This window comes from Streptomyces sp. WMMC500, assembly GCF_027497195.1.
Classification (GTDB): Bacteria; Actinomycetota; Actinomycetes; order Streptomycetales; family Streptomycetaceae; genus Streptomyces.
In genome coordinates, this window is the sequence record NZ_CP114905.1 from 6,724,297 (window position 1) to 6,740,239 (window position 15,943).

The following is a 15,943-nucleotide window of genomic DNA, read 5'->3' on the forward strand; positions in this document are numbered from 1 at the left end:
CGGCGGGGTGCGGCGTACCGCGGCCGGGGGAGCGCGGGGGCGCGGACGGCTGCGCCGGACGGGCGATATACACCGGCGCTCCCGCGTTTCCTTCGCAACAGCGCGCGATAACGACGTAATTTCGACCGATGCGACGAATTATCACACAAACAGGAGCGGCCACGGCCCTGTGCGTCGCCCTGGCCGTCCCCGCCGGCGGCACCGTGCACACCGCCGCCCGCCCCGACCCGGGCACGGACGGCAAGACCGGCGTGCGGGCGGTGCTCGGTACGGTCGACCGGCTGTTCCGGGACGCCGCCGCGGCGACCGAGCGCTACGAGGCCGCCCGCCGGGCGTCCGCCGCGCAGCGCGTGAAGATCGCCGAGCTCCAGCGGGCCGTACGCGCCCAGCACCGCAGGCTCGTCGTGCTCCGCGGCCGGATCGGGCAGCTCGCCGCCCGCCAGTACCAGTCCGGCGGCCTCGGCCCCACCGCCGAACTGCTCACCTCGCGCTCCCCCGAGGACCTGCTCGACAAGGTCTTCCTGCTCGACAAGGGCGAGCAGGCCGCGGCCGGCCTCTACCACCGCGCCGAGCGGGCCGAGCGGCGGCTCGCGGCAGAACGGGAGCGCCAGGCCGTCGCGCTCGCCGACCTCCGCGCCGAACTGCGCACGCAGGCGCGGGTGAAGCGGCTCATCGAGACCAAGCTGGCGCGCGCCCAGCGCCGGCTGGAGCGGCTGCAGAGCGGGCAGACCGCCCGCTCGCGCGGCTCCGACTGCCCGCGCGCCGAGCGCTCCCGGTCCGTGACGCTGAGCACGGACGGCAAGGCCCTCGGGGGCCGCAAGTGGACGGCGCCGGTGGGCCGTTACACCCTCTCCGCGCGCTTCGCCCAGGACGGCGGGATGTGGTCCTCCCGCCACACGGGCCTGGACTTCGCCGTCCCCGAGGGCCGGCCCGTGGGCAGCGTCGGCTACGGACTGGTGTACGAGATCGGCTGCGACGACGCCTTCGGCAACTCCGTCACCGTCCTGCACGACGACGGCTACTACACCTTCTACGCCCACCTCTCCGAGGTCCGCGCCAAGCCCGGCGCACGGGTCTTCCCCGGCCAGCCCCTCGGCCGCGCGGGCACCACCGGGAACTCCACGGGCCCGCACCTGCACTTCGAGGTGCGGGTGACCCCGCAGTTCGGCTCGGGCATCGACCCGGAGCCGTGGCTGCGGGACAAGGGCGTACGCCTCCGCAAGGGACCGGCGGAGTAGGGCCTACGGCTGGGGCTGCAGACCGCCCGTGATCCGCTCGTGCTCCTCGTCCGACACCGCCTCGCCGGAGGCCGGCAGCAACTGCGGGACGCCGTCGCGCACCGGATAGCGGCGCCGCAGCCGCGGGTTGTACAGCGCGTCGCCCGAGTCCAGCAGGGTCAGCGGGCCCTTGTCGAGCGGGCAGACGAGGATCTTCAGCAGCGGGTCGTCGGGGTTCATGGGACGGGTCCTCCACGGTCGGGGGTCGGGACGGGGGCGGGTGGCACGGCTGTGGGGCCCCGCTCGGGCCCGGCGGCGGACCCGGGCGGCAGCCCGGGGTCCCCGGCGCGTACGGGCCGGGGCTCGGCGTCCCGTACGGGCGCGGAACCGGGCGCGGCACCGGGCGCCTCGCCGGGAGCCCGCTCGGGCGCCGGCTCGTCGTGGCGCGGCAGGGCCAGCAGCACCGACACCGCCAGCGCGATCCCGCCCAGCCGCAGCAGCAGCCGCGGCACGTCGTCCGGCAGCGGCTCGCCGAAGACGAACGTGCCCGCGGCGACGGCGTGCAGGCAGTTGGCCGTCGTGCACACCGGCACGATCAGCGAGGCCCGGCAGCGCTGCAGCGCCGCCTGCGACATGACCAGCCCCGCCGCCCCGGTGAACAGCAGCGTGTACGGGTACGGCGACGTCAGCAGGTCGCCCGCGGTGCCCAGCAGGTCCGAGCCGGACACCAGACCCGAGACACCCTTGATCGTCAGCGAGCTGACCCCGTACAGGAAGCCCACCCCGACCCCGTACGCGATGCCGGTCGTCGGGATCCGGTGCCGCCGCTTCGCGCGCAGCTCCGCCGCCAGGTACAGCCACAGCCCCGCGGCCAGCGACGGCACCGCGATCAGCAGGAACCGCCCGGCCGGCGCCGAGGTGCTGACCGTGTCGGCGTCCTTGTCCAGGGACAGCACGATCATCCCCAGCGAGAGCAGGATCGCACCCACCCCGGCGATCTCGCGCGGGCTCAGCCGCTCGCCGAGGAACCGCGACGACAGCAGGATCAGCAGCACGAGACCCGAGACGAGGATCCCCTGCGCGGCGGCCAGCGGCAGCGTGCGGTAGCAGAGCACCTGGGCGGCGAAGCCGAGCCCCAGGCTGAGGCAGCCGGCCAGCCAGAGCGGGCTGGACACCAGCACCCGCACCATGCGGCCCGGCCGCTTCACGCTCAGCTCCGGCAGGGCCGACAGTGCCCGCTTCTCCAGGACGAAGCCGCTGCTGATGAAGACGTTCGCCAGCAGCGCCGCCGCAACCCCCCACCACATCGACTACTCCCGCCTGGCGTGGACGAGCAGGATCGAAGCCAGCGACGGCGCCCTGCACAGGGCGCGGTCGAACGGCCGCAGCGGCCGGGGCACGTCGTGGTACGGCGCGCCGGCCACCTTCTCCACCGTAAAGCCGGAGGCCGCCAGGAAACCCCGCAGTGCGCGGGCCGTGTACAGCCGGAGGTGGCCGACGACCTGGTTGCCGGGCCTGCCGTGGATGCCGCGCAGGCTCACCTCGGAGAACACCGGCTGCACGCCGGCCAGCAGCAGCGCGCGGTTGTACCAGGCGGCGAGGTTGGGGGTGGACAGCAGCAGGTGGCCGCCGGGCCGCAGTACGCGGCGCAGTTCGTCCAGCGCCGCGTCCGGGTCGACCAGGTGCTCCACGACCTCGCTGAAGAGCACGGCGTCCGCGCTGCCGGCGGCCAGCGGCAGCCCCGCGGGCTGCGCGGCGCCGTCGGGCAGCCCGCCGCGTACGACGTGCACCGGGGTCCCGGGCGCGGCGTCTCGGGTACGGGCCCTGGCGCGGCGCAGGGCGTCGTGCGACCAGTCGACGGCGACGAGGCGCTGCCCGCCGGGGCGGCGCCCGTCGAGCACGCCGGCGGCCACGGCCGCGGCCGAGCCGTCACCGCACCCGACGTCCACGACGACCGCGGGCGCCTCGCCGGTACGGAACGGGCCCAGGGCGTCCGCGAGCATCCGCGCCTGCCGCCGGCTGCGGGCGTCGCCGGAGGCGACGGGGACGGCCGGGTTCTCGTAGAACTCCCGCAGCGAGGCGGGTGCTTCGGCGGCGCCCCGCGCGCCGGGCCCGCTCATGCGGGGCCCCCGTGCGCCGCACGGCGACGGGAACGCCGCGCCTGCGGCGGCGGGTCCGGGTGTGCACCGCGCCGCCACCGGTCCGCCCCGGGTCCGGCCACCGGACCGGGACCCGTCCTACGCCCTCGCAGGCCGGCCGCGGGGCTCATCGCGGCGGCTCCGCACAGGCCGCGAGGCCCTCCTGCATCAGCTCGCCGATGCGGACGGCCGCGGCGTGGTCGAGGAGGGCGCGGGAGTAGCGGATGGCCAGGTGCAGCCGGCCGGCGGTGGAGGCGGCGGTGACCGCGAGGCCGCGCGGCATGCGCGCCGGGGCGGAGAACCACACCGCGGTCGGGCGGCCGGCGGCGCCGAAGTCCAGCGGGTAGACGATGCGGCCGAGGTTGGACAGCAGGGTGGTCGACATCAGCGGCGCGGCGGCGCGGCGCAGCGTGCGGGCCAGCGCGCCGCGTACGCCCACGGGCAGCACAGGCGCGGTGAGCAGCACGCCGGAGAGCCCCAGCGGGTAGCTCGGCTCGGACTTGAGGGCCTGGGTACGGGCCATGGTGGCGCGCAGCAGCCGCTCCACCGCCGCCGGGTCCGGCGCCGCACCGCCGGTCAGCGCCTCCGCGTCTGCCCGCTCCCCGGGGCCGAAGCCGACCTCGGTGAGCCGGGTGCCGTTGCCGATCGGCATCTCCGCCGACTCCCGCGGGCGGTTGTCGACGGGCATGGTGATGCGCACCGGGGCGCTGCGGACCCCGTGCGCCCGGTTCCAGCGGGCGGCCGTCAGGCAGGTGGCGACGAGGAGCTGGTCGTTGACGGTGGCGCCGTAGGGGGTGCGGCGGGGGGCGGGCAGGTCGAGGAGCAGCAGGCCGTTGCCGGTGCCGGGCGCCCCCGAAGACGCAGTGGACGACGTGTCGCCGGCGATGCGGGCGGGGCGGGCGGGTCCGGAGCGGCCCGCGGCGGCGGGCGGGGGCGGGGGCGTCGCGGGGGCCGCTTTCGCCCCCGTACCGCCGGAGAACGTACGGCCGGGGGCCGTACCGGCGGAGGAGGGCGCGGTCTGGGCCTCGACGCCCGCGTACACCTCCGCCGCCGTGGCCAGCACCCGCAGGCACGACGGGCCGTCCATGGCGGTGTGGTTGACGGTGGCCATCAGCACCGTGCCGCCGTCGTCGGTCTCGACGGCCTCGATACGCACCGGCGGCGCGGCGTCCAGCGGCGGGCAGTCGGTCAGCGTCCGCGCGCGCGCCGCCTCCAGCACGCCGGGTCCGGCGGCCCGGAACGTCACCGGGTCGACGTCGGCCTCCGCGGTCACCTGCCACTGGTAACGACGGTGCCACCACCGGCTGTCGGCCTTGCGCTGCTGGAACCGCGGGTGCCGGCGCGCGGCCTCGGCGAGCGCGGTGCGCAGCCGCTCGGGCTCGAACCGCCCGGGGAAGTGGATCTCGATGTGCACGGTCTCCGGTTCCACCGGATCGGTGCAGTGCAGCGAGACCTCGTCCACCGTGGGGAACGGGACCCGCCCGGGCGCCGCCGGGGCGGGCCGGGCGGGCTGCGTCACCGTCATCTACGCCTCTCCTTCGCGGCGGGCGCCCCGGGGTGGGGGGCGCCCGCCGTCACTCAACTGCCGTTCTCTCCCCGCCGGCCGTCCGGCGGGGTGTCCGCGGGGGGTGCGTCCGCGGGCGGGGTGTCCTGGACGCCGTCCTCCGCGCCGGCCGTGCCGCTGAGCGGGATCGGCGGCTTGGGCACGAAGGCGTCGCGCGGCTCGTCCTGGGCGGTGCCCAGCGGCGGGGTCGCGGCGTCGCCCGCCCCGGCCCGCCCGGTGCCGAGCGGCGGCGTCTGCTCGGCGCCGGACTCCGCGGCCGGGCCTGCGGCGTGGCCCGCGGACCTGCGGCGCCAGAACCGCTGCGTCGGCCGGTCCGGCTCCTGCGGCGGCGCCGCGGCCGGGGACGGGTGCCCCGCCGGTGCGCCGGCCGTACGTCCGGGCGGCCCGCCGGGGCCGGGCGGCGGACCGCCCGCGGCACCGGCCGCACCCGCGCGGGCCACCCCCGCGCCGTACGCCGGGAACGCGGCCGTCTCCGCCTCCGGGTCGGTGTCCGGGCCGTACCCGGTCTCCGCCCCGGCCGGCTCCGGCCGCTCCGCGGTGACCAGCGCCGCGGCCAGCGCCAGCACGGCGAGCGCCTGCGCCACCCCGCTGAAGGCCCCCTCGTCCATGCGGACAGCCTCGCCCGCGCCGGTCAGCGCCGCAACACCCGCGCCGGCCATCGCCACCAGCGCCAGCGGCGCCAGCAGCCCGGCCCGGGTCCGCGCCAGCAGCGCCAGCGCCGGCACGATCAAGGCATAGGGACCGGCCACCACGGCGACCACGGCGGTGAGCACCAGCGCGCCCAGCACCCAGCCCGGCGCCGGCGGCGCCGGCTCGGCGGCGACGACCTCGCGCCGCCCGGCGCGGACGAACGCGAGCCCCAGCAGCGCCAGGACGGCGGCGACACCGGCGAAGATCCCGGCGTCGTACCAGACCGCAGGCTTGTACTCCAGCTTCACCTCGCCGCTCAGGTCCGCCGGCACCAGGAAGCCCTGCTGCCAGCCGTCGAGCCGCACCGACTCCAGCTCCTCGCCGTCGAGCGTGGCCTTCCAGCCGTCGTTGTAGTTCTCGTACGTCGTGAGGTAGGCGTCCTCGCCCTCGCCGACCGTGACGGAGCGCTCGTCGCCCGCCCAGTCGGTGGCCTCCACGTCGCGGCCCTCGGCCGCCGCGGCCGGCTCGCCGCGGGTCAGCGTCAGGTCGGTGACCGCCAGCGCGTCGCCGTCACCGGCGGCGACGGCGTGCCGGCCGGACTCCAACTGCACCGGGCCCGCGGCCTCGCCGTCGTCGGGGCACAGCTCGATGCCGACGGGGCGGCGGTCGACGAGGTCGCCCAGCGTGCCCTCGGCGCGGGTGTTGAGCAACTGCCCGTCCACGGCCACGGTCGGGCCGCGGCCGCACTCCAGCTCGAACGGCTCGTCCTTGTCGACCGGTTCGGTGCGCAGGTCCTTCTGCGCGTCCTCGCCGAGCGCCGGGACGTAGACCTCGGTGAGGCCCACGGGCAGTTGCACGTCGCGGTCCGCGAACGGGTTGTGCACCGTCAGCGACTCGGACTCGGTGACCTTGATGTCGATCCGGTCGGTCGTCACCGGCGGGATCCGCACCCAGCCGTTGTCGTCCACGCCCACGGTCTGCGCCCCGGTGGGGGTGCTCACCTCGACCTCGGTCGGCCGCGCCGACAGGCCGCCGGCGGGCGCGAGCACGAACTCGCTGATCTCCGTCTCCTCCGGCCAGGTCAGCGTGAGCGACTGGTCCTCGCCCGCGATCCACGCCGTCGTCAGGTCCTTGTCGACCAGGTTGCGCGGGCTGAGCTGCGGGCTCAGCGGCAGCGTGGAGCCCGCGGTGACGTTGATCCGGTCCTCGTCCGCCGCGCCCAGCTCGTCGAGCAGCGCGTCGAGTTCCTGCCCCTGTACGGGCAGCGCGCTGCCGGTGACGGTGTACTCGCCCGCGCCGGACTCGAAGCGCCGCTGCAGACCCGTCTCGGCCGCCGCCGGGTTGAGGCCGCCGAGGTCGCTGCCGCGGTGCAGGGAGATCTGCTCCGCGTCGGCCGCGACCTGCCGGGCGTCCTCGGGCAGCCGGAGCTGCCGGGTGACCGGCGAGACGCCGGGGATCTCGACCTCGGCGAAACCGGCGCCGGCGAAGCCGGTGCGGTGCCCCTCGGTCTTGCGGATGGTGATCCGCAGCCAGTCCGCCTGCCCCGCGGGGGCCTTGACGGTCTGCGTACGGCCACCGGTCTGCAGCGTGCTGACCTCGCTGCCGCGCGGGGTCTCCACCTCGACCTCGACGGGCTCGGGGCGGACGCCGGCGCCGGGCAGCGGCGTCAGGTCGAGCGTGCCCTCCAGGTTCGTGGGCTCGGTGAAGTCGATCTGGAGCCACTCACCCTTGGAGGTGTCCGGGTTGCCCTCGGCCCAGCCTGTCTGCGCGACGCCGTCGAAGGCGTTGACGGGGTCGAACTGCGGCAGGTGGAACATCCAGTTGCCGCTGGTGGACGCGGTCACCGAGGCGGCGCCGTCGAGGACGGCGGTCGTCTGGTGCTCGGCGCCCTGCTCCGGGACGATCATCCGCGGCTCGTCACCGGGGTCCTGGAGGCTCTCCGACGGGTTCTTCTCGTCCTCGGTGTAGGTGTACGAGGTGTTGTTGTTGACCACGCCGAACCGGGTGTCGGCCCGGCGCAGCCCGTCCGTCTGCACCTTGACCGCCGGCTCGTCGACGCCCGGGTGGGCGTCGCCTGCGAGCACCGCGGGCCGGCCCTGCCAGTCGGGGTCGGCGGACAGTTGCAGCAGCGACTCCGGGCCGCCGCTGAGGACGGCGGTGTCGGCGGCGTTGAGCGTGCCGGCCGCGCCGGGGCGCAGGTCCTCGCCGTCGGCCGGCTGGAAGATCTCCACCGCCCGCTGGCGCGAGAACAGCCCCTCGATCTGCAGCGGCGTGCCCTCGGGGATGCGCCCGCCGGTCAGCTCAGGGCCGAACTCGGCGACCTTCTCGTAGCCGGAGGACTCCAGGGTCTGCTTCACGGTGGTCGGCGGGACGTAGCCGACCTGGTCGGGGTCGAGGTCGTTGCGTACGACGACGTAGTGCAGGCCGGCGCGGGCCAGGAACGCCTGCAGCCCCGGCACCTCGCCGCCGGTCATCAGCGCCTGGTCGACGGCGTCCATCGCGCGCCGCGAGCCGGCCGTGCCGAACGGCACGTAGTCGCGCTGCGCCCAGCGGGACTCGGCGAGCACGTCCAGCGGCTGGTCGATCGGCTTGCCCCACTCGTACGTGCCGTGCGCGGTCGCCGGCACCACCAGGGCCCGGCTGTCGGGCGAGTACTCCTCCAGCCAGTCCGCCGTCTGCTCCCAGTGCTTGGGCAGCTTGTCGAACGCGCCCGGCTGGAGCACGTCGCCGTTGGCGTACGGCAGCAGCAGCCCCGGCAGCACCACGAGGGAGGCGATCGCGGGCACCCACACTCTGCGCCGCGGCGTGGCGCGGGTGCCGCGGCGCTCGGCGGCGACCGCGACGAAGTGCGCGAGGCCCAGGGCGAGCGCGAGGGCCAGACCGGGCTGGAACTTGTAGATGTTGCGGAACGGGCTCAGCCAACTGTCCAGCGCGTCCTGCACGCTGCCGGAGAACGGGGCGCCCAGCGCGCCGCCGTAGCCGGCCAGCGTGACCAGCGCGACGACCATCACGGTCAGCACCAGCCAGCGCCGCTCGGGCAGGTCGCGGCGCGCGAGCCCGGCCAGGCCGAGGCCGGCGGCGAGCGCGGAGGACAGGATCGGCAGCCAGCCGGTGGCCACGGTCCAGCCGCCGGGCAGCCACTCCTCGCCGAAGTTCAGGTACGCGACCCAGTTGCCGGTGCCGCGCAGCACCTCGGTCGCCGACATCGTCGTCGTGGTGTTGTGCGCGGTCTCGATGAACGGCAGGAAGTTCTCGCCGTAGACGCCGAGGAGGAGCAGCGGCACGATCCACCACAGGCACGCCAGCGCCACCCCGGGCAGCCACCACGCCAGCAGTTTCGTGCGGCGCGGGCCGGTGCGGGTGCACACGTACAGCAGCGCGGGCACCAGCGCGGCCAGCGTGGAGGCCGCGTTGACGCCGCCCATGAACGGGATGATCAGCGCCGAGCGGGCGGCGGCGACCCGCGGGGTCAGCCGCTCGTCGAGCAGCGGCAGCAGCACCCACGGCAGCACCGCGCCGGGCAGCGCGCCGGCGGAGGTGGAGCCGACGATGATGGTGAACACGGGCCACAGCGCGTACGCGGCGGCGCCCAGCACCCGCGTCCCGGAGGTGCCGAAGCCCAGCCGGTCGGCCAGCTTCAGCGCGCCCCAGAAGGCCGCGGTGACCACGAGCGACAGCCACAGCCGCTCGGCCAGCCACGTCGGCATCTGCAGCAGATCGGTGAGCAGGTAGTACGGCAGCATCGGGAAGGCGTAGCCGAAGTACTGGTCGTGGATGCCGCCGAAGCCGTTCTGGTCGTGCCACAGCTCGCCGAGGTCGCCGGCGAACTTCCACGGGTCGACCGCCACGCCGAGCTTCGTCTCGAACGTCGTCTTCCCCGCGGAGGGGATGAGCCAGGCGACGAACGCGAGGGCCCAGAAGCCGAGCGGCCAGCGCCAACTGCGCCGGCTCTCGGGCGGCCGCGCCCCTTCCGGCCCCGCCGGGGGCGGTGGTGAGTAGGGCCTGCCGGGCGTGGCCGGCTGGGCGGGGAGCGTGGAGGTCATGGGCACCGCCGGAGTATGAGAAGAAGGTTCCAGGTGGCGAACTCGCGCACGCCGGGGACACGGACGACGGCCTCGGCGAGGAAGGGCCAGTAGCGGGAGCGGGCCGCGACGACCTCGACGTCGTCCCGGGCCCGTACCGCCTTGAGCGTGGGGCCTATGTGGATGGGGAAGAGGTTCTCGCCCAGGGTGTGCTTGGGGTCGCGTCCGCTGCGCCGCCGGTAGCGGCGGCGCGCGCGGTCCGCGCCCAGGTAATGCCAGGGCGCCTGCTCGTGGCCGCCCCAGGGGGAGAGCCAGTTCGTGAACGCCACGTACAGCAGGCCGCCGGGCTTGGTGACCCGGATCAGCTCGCTGAGGAAGGTCTCGGGATCGGCCACGTGCTCCAGCACGTTGGAGGAGAAGGCGACGTCGGCGACGCCGTCGGCGAGCGGCAGCAGATAGCCGTCGGCGACCACGGCACCGGTCGTGACGTCCGGGCCGGCCGCTGCGCCGGACATCTCACCGGCGTCGCAGTCGAAGAGGTACGCCTCGGCCCCGCGGCTGCGGAACTCCTCCGTGAACCAGCCCCCGCCGCCGCCGACGTCGACGACCAACCGGCCCTTGAGCGGCGTGATCCGCTCGACCTGGTCCGCCGCGTCCCGCGCCAGCAGGCTGTAGGCGTGCGCGGGGTCGTCCTGTTCCTTCATGAAGGCGCGGAAGAGGGCGACCGACCGCCGGATGGAGGGGTCCCGCACTGCTGTCATCCCTCCCGCTTCTCGGGCCGGCCGGCGCGGGCGAGCGCCTCGTCGGCGACGGTACGGAAGTCGCGTACCGTCGCCTCCCAGCTCAGCCGGGTGGCGCGGCGCCGGGCCGCGGCGCCGAGGGCGGCCCGCCGCTCCTCGCTGAGCGCGAGGGCGCACCAGTGGGCGGCGAAAGCGCTCTCGCCGCGCGCCAGCATGCCGGTGTCGCCGTCGCGGATGGAGTCGCGCAGGCCCGGTATGTCGAAGCCGATCGCGGGGGTGCCGCGCACCGCGGCCTCGGTCACCACCAGGCCCCAGCCCTCGACGAGGGAGGGGTGCAGCAGCAGCCAGGAGGAGGCGAGGAGGCGGTGCTTCTCGCCCTCGGAGACGTGGCCGGTGAACGTCACGCCGGGGCCCGCCATCGCTTCGAGCCGGCCGCGCTCGGGGCCGGTGCCGACGATGACGAGACGGCCGCCGGTGACCGGGCGCACCCGCTCCCACAGCCGCAGCAGCAGGTCGATGCGCTTGTACTCCACCAGCCGCCCCATCGCCAGGAACAGCGGCTCGGGCGACTTCGGCGGCAGCGGGCCCGGGTCCTCGACGCCGTTGTGGACGACCCGTATCCGCTTGGGGTCGACGCCGATGTTGCGCAGGGCGGCGGCGGTGGAGGAGGAGACGGCGACCAGGAGGTTGCCGCGGTGCGCGCCGGCGAGCGCCCAGTGCTCCAGGCGGCGGCCGAGCCTGGCCAGGGGCCCGGGGTAGCGCATCGCCCACAGCTCGGTGTGCACGTGGTTGACCAGGCAGAGGGAGGGGCCGCGGTGCCACAGCGGCGCCAGGTAGGGCATGCCGTTGCAGACCTCGACCAGCAGGTCGGTGCCGCCGACGTGGCGGGAGAGCGCGCGGCGCGCGCGCAGGAAGTGCCCGGCGTCCCCGCCCGCGGACACGACGCGGTAGTCGCGGTACGCGGCCGGGCCCCCGCAGACCAGGGTCACCTGGTGGCCGTGGTCGGTCAGGCCGCCGGCGAGCCGGTCCACGAGCAGTTCGGAGCCGCCCGCGGCGGGGTTGCCGAGGTCGCGGCGGGCCAGGAAGGTGATCCGCCGGGCGGCGTGGCCGTTGCTCGTCCCTTCGGCGGCACGGCCTTCGGCGGCACGGCCTTCCGCGGTCCGGCTCGCGGGCACGCCGGCGCCGCCGGCCGGGTGCGGGTGCGTACGCCGGAGCGCGTCCGCGTCCAGGGACGGGGGTACGTGCTGGGGCATCGGCGCTCCAACTCGTCTCAGGGTGCGGGCGGGATTATCGGGGCCGTTCGTGGGGTGCGGCATGGCGGTCGGGGAGGGGTGTCGGGGAGGAGTGCGGACGGAAGGGGGCGACGGGGACGCCGGCCGGGGGAAACCGGCGTCCCCGTCGCGGGGTGGGGGGTGGGGGGCATCAGGCCGCGACCGGCTGGGGCGGCACGCCGTCCGGCTCCCGGTCGCGGTCCGGCTCGTCCGGCCGGCCGCCGCGGGCCAGCAGCACGGCGCCGGCTCCCGCGAGTACGAAACCGGCCACGAGGGCGACGACCGGCAGGGTCTCACCGACCAGCTTCAGCCTGCTGCTGTCCTCGTCGGCGAGGTCGACCTGCTCCTTCTGCGTCTCCTCGGTGAACTCGATGCCGTCGCTCTGCAGCAGCGTGACCTCGTCGGTCCCGCCGCCGGGCTGGCGCAGCGTCTTCTTCGGCGCGATGGAGGCGTAGATGATGCGGCCGGTGCGCTCGTCGGCGACGAGCTCGATCTTCTCGTTGGCGTACCACTCGTCGGCGAACACCTGGTCCTTGTCGGGCAGCCCGACCATCACCCCCGGCACCTGCCGGGTGCCGGTCTTGACGGGCTCGATCTCGCCGGTGAAGGCGAGGCCGGTGTAGCCCTGGATCTTCCGCTCGCCGGCGTACTGCAGCGCCACGGTGTCCTGGGCGGTGCTGTCCCACCAGCGGTAGGTGTCCTTCTCGACGTCGAAGGGGAACTTCAGGTACGCGTCGCCGGCGAACTGCTTGCCCTTGACCCCGGTGTTCTCGTCGCAGCAGTGCTCCGGCGCGTTGGTCTCGCGGTTCATGACCCACCGCTCGGTGGTGAACTGGAACGCGCGGCGCGGATCGTCGATCTCCCGCGTCAGCGGGGTGTCGATGGCGGTGGCGGCGTCCCAGACGGCGGTGTCGTCGTCGCTGGCGGCCACGTCGCCCAGCACCCGCCGGACGATGGTCAGCTCCTGGTTGTCGCGTTCCTTCTGCGCGTCGGTGTCGTAGAAGGTCCCGGTGCCCTCGTAGCGGGTCGTCGAGTCGATGTCGACGGGATTGAGCTTGGCCCGCGGTTCGACGTAGAACGCGAGCATGGGGGCGAGCACGAGCAGGAAGACGCCCAACCCCAGCAGGATGAGGGACAGGGGTGACGCGGTACGGCGGCTCATGCTGCACTCCCGGCAGGGGCTGGTTTACGACGCTGGTTTGTCACCGCGGTGCAAGTTCTACGGGTCGGTAACGTAAGGCTGTGCTTGACAGGGTGTCAATGCTGCTCCCACACTCAGCGTCCATGCAGAACCGACTGGTAGCCGCCGTGGTGACCAGCGTCGCCGCCGCCGCTCTCGCCGTGGGCGCAGCCCTCGGCCTGGTGGCCGCGCTGAACGTCACCCCGGATCAGCCCAACGTCCCGCTCATCAGCTTCGACGGTCGCTGACCTGGTATTCGTCCCCGCCGCGCAGGCCGCGGCGGGGGCTTTGCCACGCCCTGGCGGCCGGCGGCGAGACGGCCGGGACACGCCGAGGACACGGTGGCATACCGATGGCGAATCTTTGTCGACCAGGTGACAAGTAGTCACCGCCCGGCGGCGCGCCGCGAGCGCCGGGCGCCGGCATCCGGACTCCGCCTGCCACCCGCGCGCGCCGGCGCGCGCGGGTTTTCAGCCGAATTCCGCCCACACGCACTTGTCGTTGCCGCGCGACTCCACGCCCCACACGTCCGCCAGCATGTCCACCAGCAGCAGCCCGCGGCCCGAGACGCCCGCTTCGCCCGGTTCGCGGCGGTGGGGCAGTGCGCTGGAGCGGTCCTCGACCTCGACGCGCAGCCGGGGTTCCGGCGTGCTCAGCGGGCGGATCGTCACCACCGCCGGGCCGTCGGTGTGCAGCAGCGCGTTGGTGATCAGCTCGTCGGAGACCAGCTCGATCTCGTCCGCGCGCTCGCCGGCGCCCCAGGAGCGCACCGCGCTGCGGATCATGTGGCGGGCGGCGGAGAGCGCGTCGGGGTCGGAGGCCGGGATGTACTGGCGCAGCCGGCCGCCGGGCTGCGCGGTGTCGCCCGCGGTGCGGCGCAGTATCACCAGCGCCATGTCGTCCTGGATGTGCCGCTCGTCCACCACGTCGCAGAGCCGGTCCGACAGCTCGCCGATGTCGCGCGGCCCGGTGCGTACGAGCTCGGCGAGTTGCGCCAGGCCGTCGTCCAGGTCGGCGCCGGGGACCTCCACCAGGCCGTCGGTGCACATCAGCAGTGCGTCGCCGGGGTCGAGGGTCAGGGTCGTCACGGGGTAGTCGAGCGGGCCGAACGTCGCGGAGAGCCCGAGCGGGAGCCCGCCCGGCACGGTCAGCCAGCGGCAGCCGCCGTCGGTGTGCCGGACGAGGGGGTCGATGTGCCCGGCACGGACCAGTTGCAGCGCGCCGCTGGACAGGTCGATCTCCGCGTACGTGCAGGTGGCGAAGCGCTCGGTGTCCAGCTCGTGCAGGAACTCCGAGGCGCGGGCCATCACGGTGGCCGGCGCGTGGCCCTCGCCCGCGTACGCCCGCAGCACGATGCGCAGTTGTCCCATCACCGCGGCGGCCTTCGTGTCGTGGCCCTGGACGTCGCCGATGACGACGCCGACCCGGCCGCCGGGCAGCGCGATCACGTCGTACCAGTCGCCGCCGATGCCCTGCCCCTCGTGCGCCGGCCGGTAGCGCACGGCGACCTCCGCGCCCGGCACCTCGGGGATGCTGCGCGGCAGCATGGCCTGCTGCAACTCACCGGCGAGGTCGTGCTCGCGGTCGTGCAGCTTGGCGCGCTGGAGGCTCTGCCCGATGCCGCTGCTCAGCGCGATCAGCAGGTTGCGCTCCTCCGGCGAGAAGGCGCTCTTGCCGCGGTAGGACAGCCCGAGCGCCCCGATGACGCGCCCCTCGGCGATCAGCGGCAGGTACGCGGCGGAGTCGATGCCCAGGGACTCCGCGTGCGGGTAGAGCCGCGGGTACGCGGCGGCGAACTCCGCCCGCGAGAGCACCAGCCGCGGCCGGCCCGTACGCACCACCTCGCTCATCGGCAGCCCGGGGTCGTCGACCCGGACGTACTCCGCGAGCTGCGACTCCCTGCCCTCGCCCACGGTGACGATCCGGATCCGGCCCGCCTCAGCCAGGCCGAGGATCATGTTCACCGCGCCGAGCCGGGCCAGCCCCTCCGGGCCGCCGAGCACCCCGATCACGTCCTGCACGGTGCTGGCGTTCGCCAGCGCCGCCGCGGTCTGCTGTATGACGCCGGTCTGCCGGCGCCGCTCCTGGTCCAGCGCGAACTGCTGCGCGGAGAAGTTCAGCTCCAGCGTGGCGTCGCGGACCATGCCGACGACGCGGTGCGCGCGCCCGCCGTCGTCGCGGAGGATGGTGCCCTGGGCGTGCGTCAGGCGGGTCGTGCCGTCGCGGAGCTGCACCCGCAGGTACGCGCTGTAGGCGGGGCGGCCGTGCGCGATGGCCTGGGAGATCAGCGCTTCGAGCCGCGCGCGCTCCTCCTTGGTGAGGCGCGAGCCGAGCGTCCCGGGGGCGCCGTCGAACTCCTCCGGCCGCAGGTCCATGACCCGCAGCGCCCCCTCGTCCAGGTGCATCTGCCCGCGGGCGAGATCCCAGTCGAAGCTGCCCATGTGGTTCAGCTCCATGCTGAGAGCCGCGGGCGCGGGCCAGTCGCCGGCCTCCCGGGCCGGTGCCGCCGGGCCTCCCCGGTCGCTCATGCTGTTACTTTCACACTTTTTGTACGGATATTCGAGTGAGCCGCCATTCTACGCGCCGCGCGGCACAATCCGGTGGCGCCGCCCGCGCCGCCCCGGCATGCTGAGCCCATGCTGATCAGGGACGCCACCGCCGACGACTGGCCCGCCATCTGGCCTTTCTTCCACCGGATCGTCGCCGCCGGCGAGACCTATCCCTACCCCCTGGACATGAGCGCCGAGCAGGGCCGCGAGGTGTGGCTGCCGCCGCCCCCGGACCGTACGACCGTCGCCGTCGACGACGAGGGCCTGATCGTGGGCTCGGCGAAGATGAACGCCAACCGGCAGGGCAACGGCGACCACGTCGCCAGCGCGAGCTACATGGTCGACCCGGACCGGCACGCGCGCGGCACCGGCCGCGCGCTGTGCGAGGACTCCCTGCGCTGGGCGCGCGCCCGCGGCTTCCTGTCCATGGAGTTCAACGCGGTGGTCGAGACCAACATCTACGCCGTGAAGCTCTACGAGTCCCTCGGCTTCCGCATCACCGGCACCCAGCCCCGGGCCTTCCGCCATCCCACCGAGGGCCTGGTCGGCCTGCACTGCATGCACGTCGACCTCTGACCTCGGTGACCTCGGCCCCCATTGCCCGCGGTGGGGGCGGGCGTTACGCTGCGTCC

The 15,943-nt window shown here is 74.9% G+C and carries 12 protein-coding genes; 3 read left to right on the plus strand and 9 right to left on the minus strand.

All coding sequences use genetic code 11. The annotated features are described in order from the left end of the window. The first annotated feature begins 128 nt into the window (after nt 1-128). Entirely contained in the window at nt 129-1,238 is a 1,110-nt protein-coding gene (locus O7599_RS28915) for a peptidoglycan DD-metalloendopeptidase family protein (protein ID WP_281618543.1), read from the plus strand. Between the two features lie 3 nt (nt 1,239-1,241). On the opposite strand, the gene O7599_RS28920 is transcribed toward O7599_RS28915, so the two are convergent. From O7599_RS28920 to O7599_RS28955, 8 genes are all read right to left on the minus strand, one after another. Beyond that, nucleotides 1,242-1,457 (minus strand): Trm112 family protein, encoded by a 216-nt coding sequence (locus O7599_RS28920; protein WP_281618544.1) that lies wholly within the window; start codon nt 1,455-1,457, stop codon nt 1,242-1,244. Then, nucleotides 1,454-2,524 carry a DMT family transporter gene (locus O7599_RS28925; protein WP_281618545.1) on the minus strand — a complete coding sequence of 357 codons (1,071 nt, stop codon included), beginning with the start codon at nt 2,522-2,524 and terminating at the stop codon, nt 1,454-1,456. Before O7599_RS28925 ends, O7599_RS28920 begins: the two co-directional genes overlap by 4 nt. 3 nt (nt 2,525-2,527) lie before the next feature. After that, nucleotides 2,528-3,337, minus strand: coding sequence for a class I SAM-dependent methyltransferase (locus O7599_RS28930; RefSeq protein WP_281618546.1), 810 nt, complete (start codon nt 3,335-3,337; stop codon nt 2,528-2,530). A 145-nt stretch (nt 3,338-3,482) separates the two neighbouring features. Beyond that, on the minus strand, nt 3,483-4,880 hold the full coding sequence (locus tag O7599_RS28935; RefSeq protein WP_281618547.1) for a condensation protein: 1,398 nt from the start codon (nt 4,878-4,880) through the stop codon (nt 3,483-3,485). A gap of 53 nt (nt 4,881-4,933) precedes the next feature. Beyond that, nucleotides 4,934-9,592: an alpha-(1->3)-arabinofuranosyltransferase family protein gene (locus O7599_RS28940; protein WP_281623557.1), complete on the minus strand. Its 4,659-nt coding sequence runs from the start codon at nt 9,590-9,592 to the stop codon at nt 4,934-4,936. After that, the gene (locus tag O7599_RS28945) at nt 9,589-10,323 is read right to left on the minus strand and encodes a class I SAM-dependent methyltransferase (protein WP_281623558.1); all 735 of its coding nucleotides are present in this window, start codon (nt 10,321-10,323) and stop codon (nt 9,589-9,591) included. Before O7599_RS28945 ends, O7599_RS28940 begins: the two co-directional genes overlap by 4 nt. 5 nt (nt 10,324-10,328) lie before the next feature. Beyond that, nucleotides 10,329-11,564, minus strand: coding sequence for a glycosyltransferase family 4 protein (locus O7599_RS28950; RefSeq protein ID WP_281618548.1), 1,236 nt, complete (start codon nt 11,562-11,564; stop codon nt 10,329-10,331). Nucleotides 11,565-11,733: 169 nt separating this feature from the next. Continuing rightward, the gene (locus O7599_RS28955; protein WP_281618549.1) at nt 11,734-12,744 is read right to left on the minus strand and encodes a DUF3068 domain-containing protein; all 1,011 of its coding nucleotides are present in this window, start codon (nt 12,742-12,744) and stop codon (nt 11,734-11,736) included. 122 nt (nt 12,745-12,866) lie between these two features. Between O7599_RS28955 and O7599_RS28960 the strand changes: the two genes are divergently transcribed. After that, nucleotides 12,867-13,010: a hypothetical protein gene (locus tag O7599_RS28960; protein ID WP_281618550.1), complete on the plus strand. Its 144-nt coding sequence runs from the start codon at nt 12,867-12,869 to the stop codon at nt 13,008-13,010. A gap of 222 nt (nt 13,011-13,232) precedes the next feature. Here O7599_RS28960 and O7599_RS28965 read toward each other — a convergent pair whose 3' ends face one another. Beyond that, a complete protein-coding gene (locus O7599_RS28965; protein ID WP_281618551.1) occupies nt 13,233-15,290 on the minus strand; it encodes a SpoIIE family protein phosphatase in 2,058 nt (685 codons plus the stop codon). A 108-nt stretch (nt 15,291-15,398) separates the two neighbouring features. Between O7599_RS28965 and O7599_RS28970 the strand changes: the two genes are divergently transcribed. Continuing rightward, nucleotides 15,399-15,887, plus strand: coding sequence for a GNAT family N-acetyltransferase (locus tag O7599_RS28970; protein ID WP_281618552.1), 489 nt, complete (start codon nt 15,399-15,401; stop codon nt 15,885-15,887). Nucleotides 15,888-15,943: the final 56 nt, after the last annotated feature.

What these genes read in the sequence shown, in the direction of transcription:
- O7599_RS28960 (WP_281618550.1), top strand. Translation starts at nt 12,867, where the DNA reads ATGCAGAACCGACTGGTAGCCGCCGTGGTGACCAGCGTCGCCGCCGCC.
- O7599_RS28950 (WP_281618548.1), bottom strand. Translation starts at nt 11,564, where the DNA reads ATGCCCCAGCACGTACCCCCGTCCCTGGACGCGGACGCGCTCCGGCGT.
- O7599_RS28940 (WP_281623557.1), bottom strand. Translation starts at nt 9,592, where the DNA reads ATGACCTCCACGCTCCCCGCCCAGCCGGCCACGCCCGGCAGGCCCTAC.
- O7599_RS28965 (WP_281618551.1), bottom strand. Translation starts at nt 15,290, where the DNA reads ATGAGCGACCGGGGAGGCCCGGCGGCACCGGCCCGGGAGGCCGGCGAC.
- O7599_RS28970 (WP_281618552.1), top strand. Translation starts at nt 15,399, where the DNA reads ATGCTGATCAGGGACGCCACCGCCGACGACTGGCCCGCCATCTGGCCT.
- O7599_RS28935 (WP_281618547.1), bottom strand. Translation starts at nt 4,880, where the DNA reads ATGACGGTGACGCAGCCCGCCCGGCCCGCCCCGGCGGCGCCCGGGCGG.
- O7599_RS28930 (WP_281618546.1), bottom strand. Translation starts at nt 3,337, where the DNA reads ATGAGCGGGCCCGGCGCGCGGGGCGCCGCCGAAGCACCCGCCTCGCTG.
- O7599_RS28955 (WP_281618549.1), bottom strand. Translation starts at nt 12,744, where the DNA reads ATGAGCCGCCGTACCGCGTCACCCCTGTCCCTCATCCTGCTGGGGTTG.
- O7599_RS28915 (WP_281618543.1), top strand. Translation starts at nt 129, where the DNA reads ATGCGACGAATTATCACACAAACAGGAGCGGCCACGGCCCTGTGCGTC.
- O7599_RS28925 (WP_281618545.1), bottom strand. Translation starts at nt 2,524, where the DNA reads ATGTGGTGGGGGGTTGCGGCGGCGCTGCTGGCGAACGTCTTCATCAGC.
- O7599_RS28920 (WP_281618544.1), bottom strand. Translation starts at nt 1,457, where the DNA reads ATGAACCCCGACGACCCGCTGCTGAAGATCCTCGTCTGCCCGCTCGAC.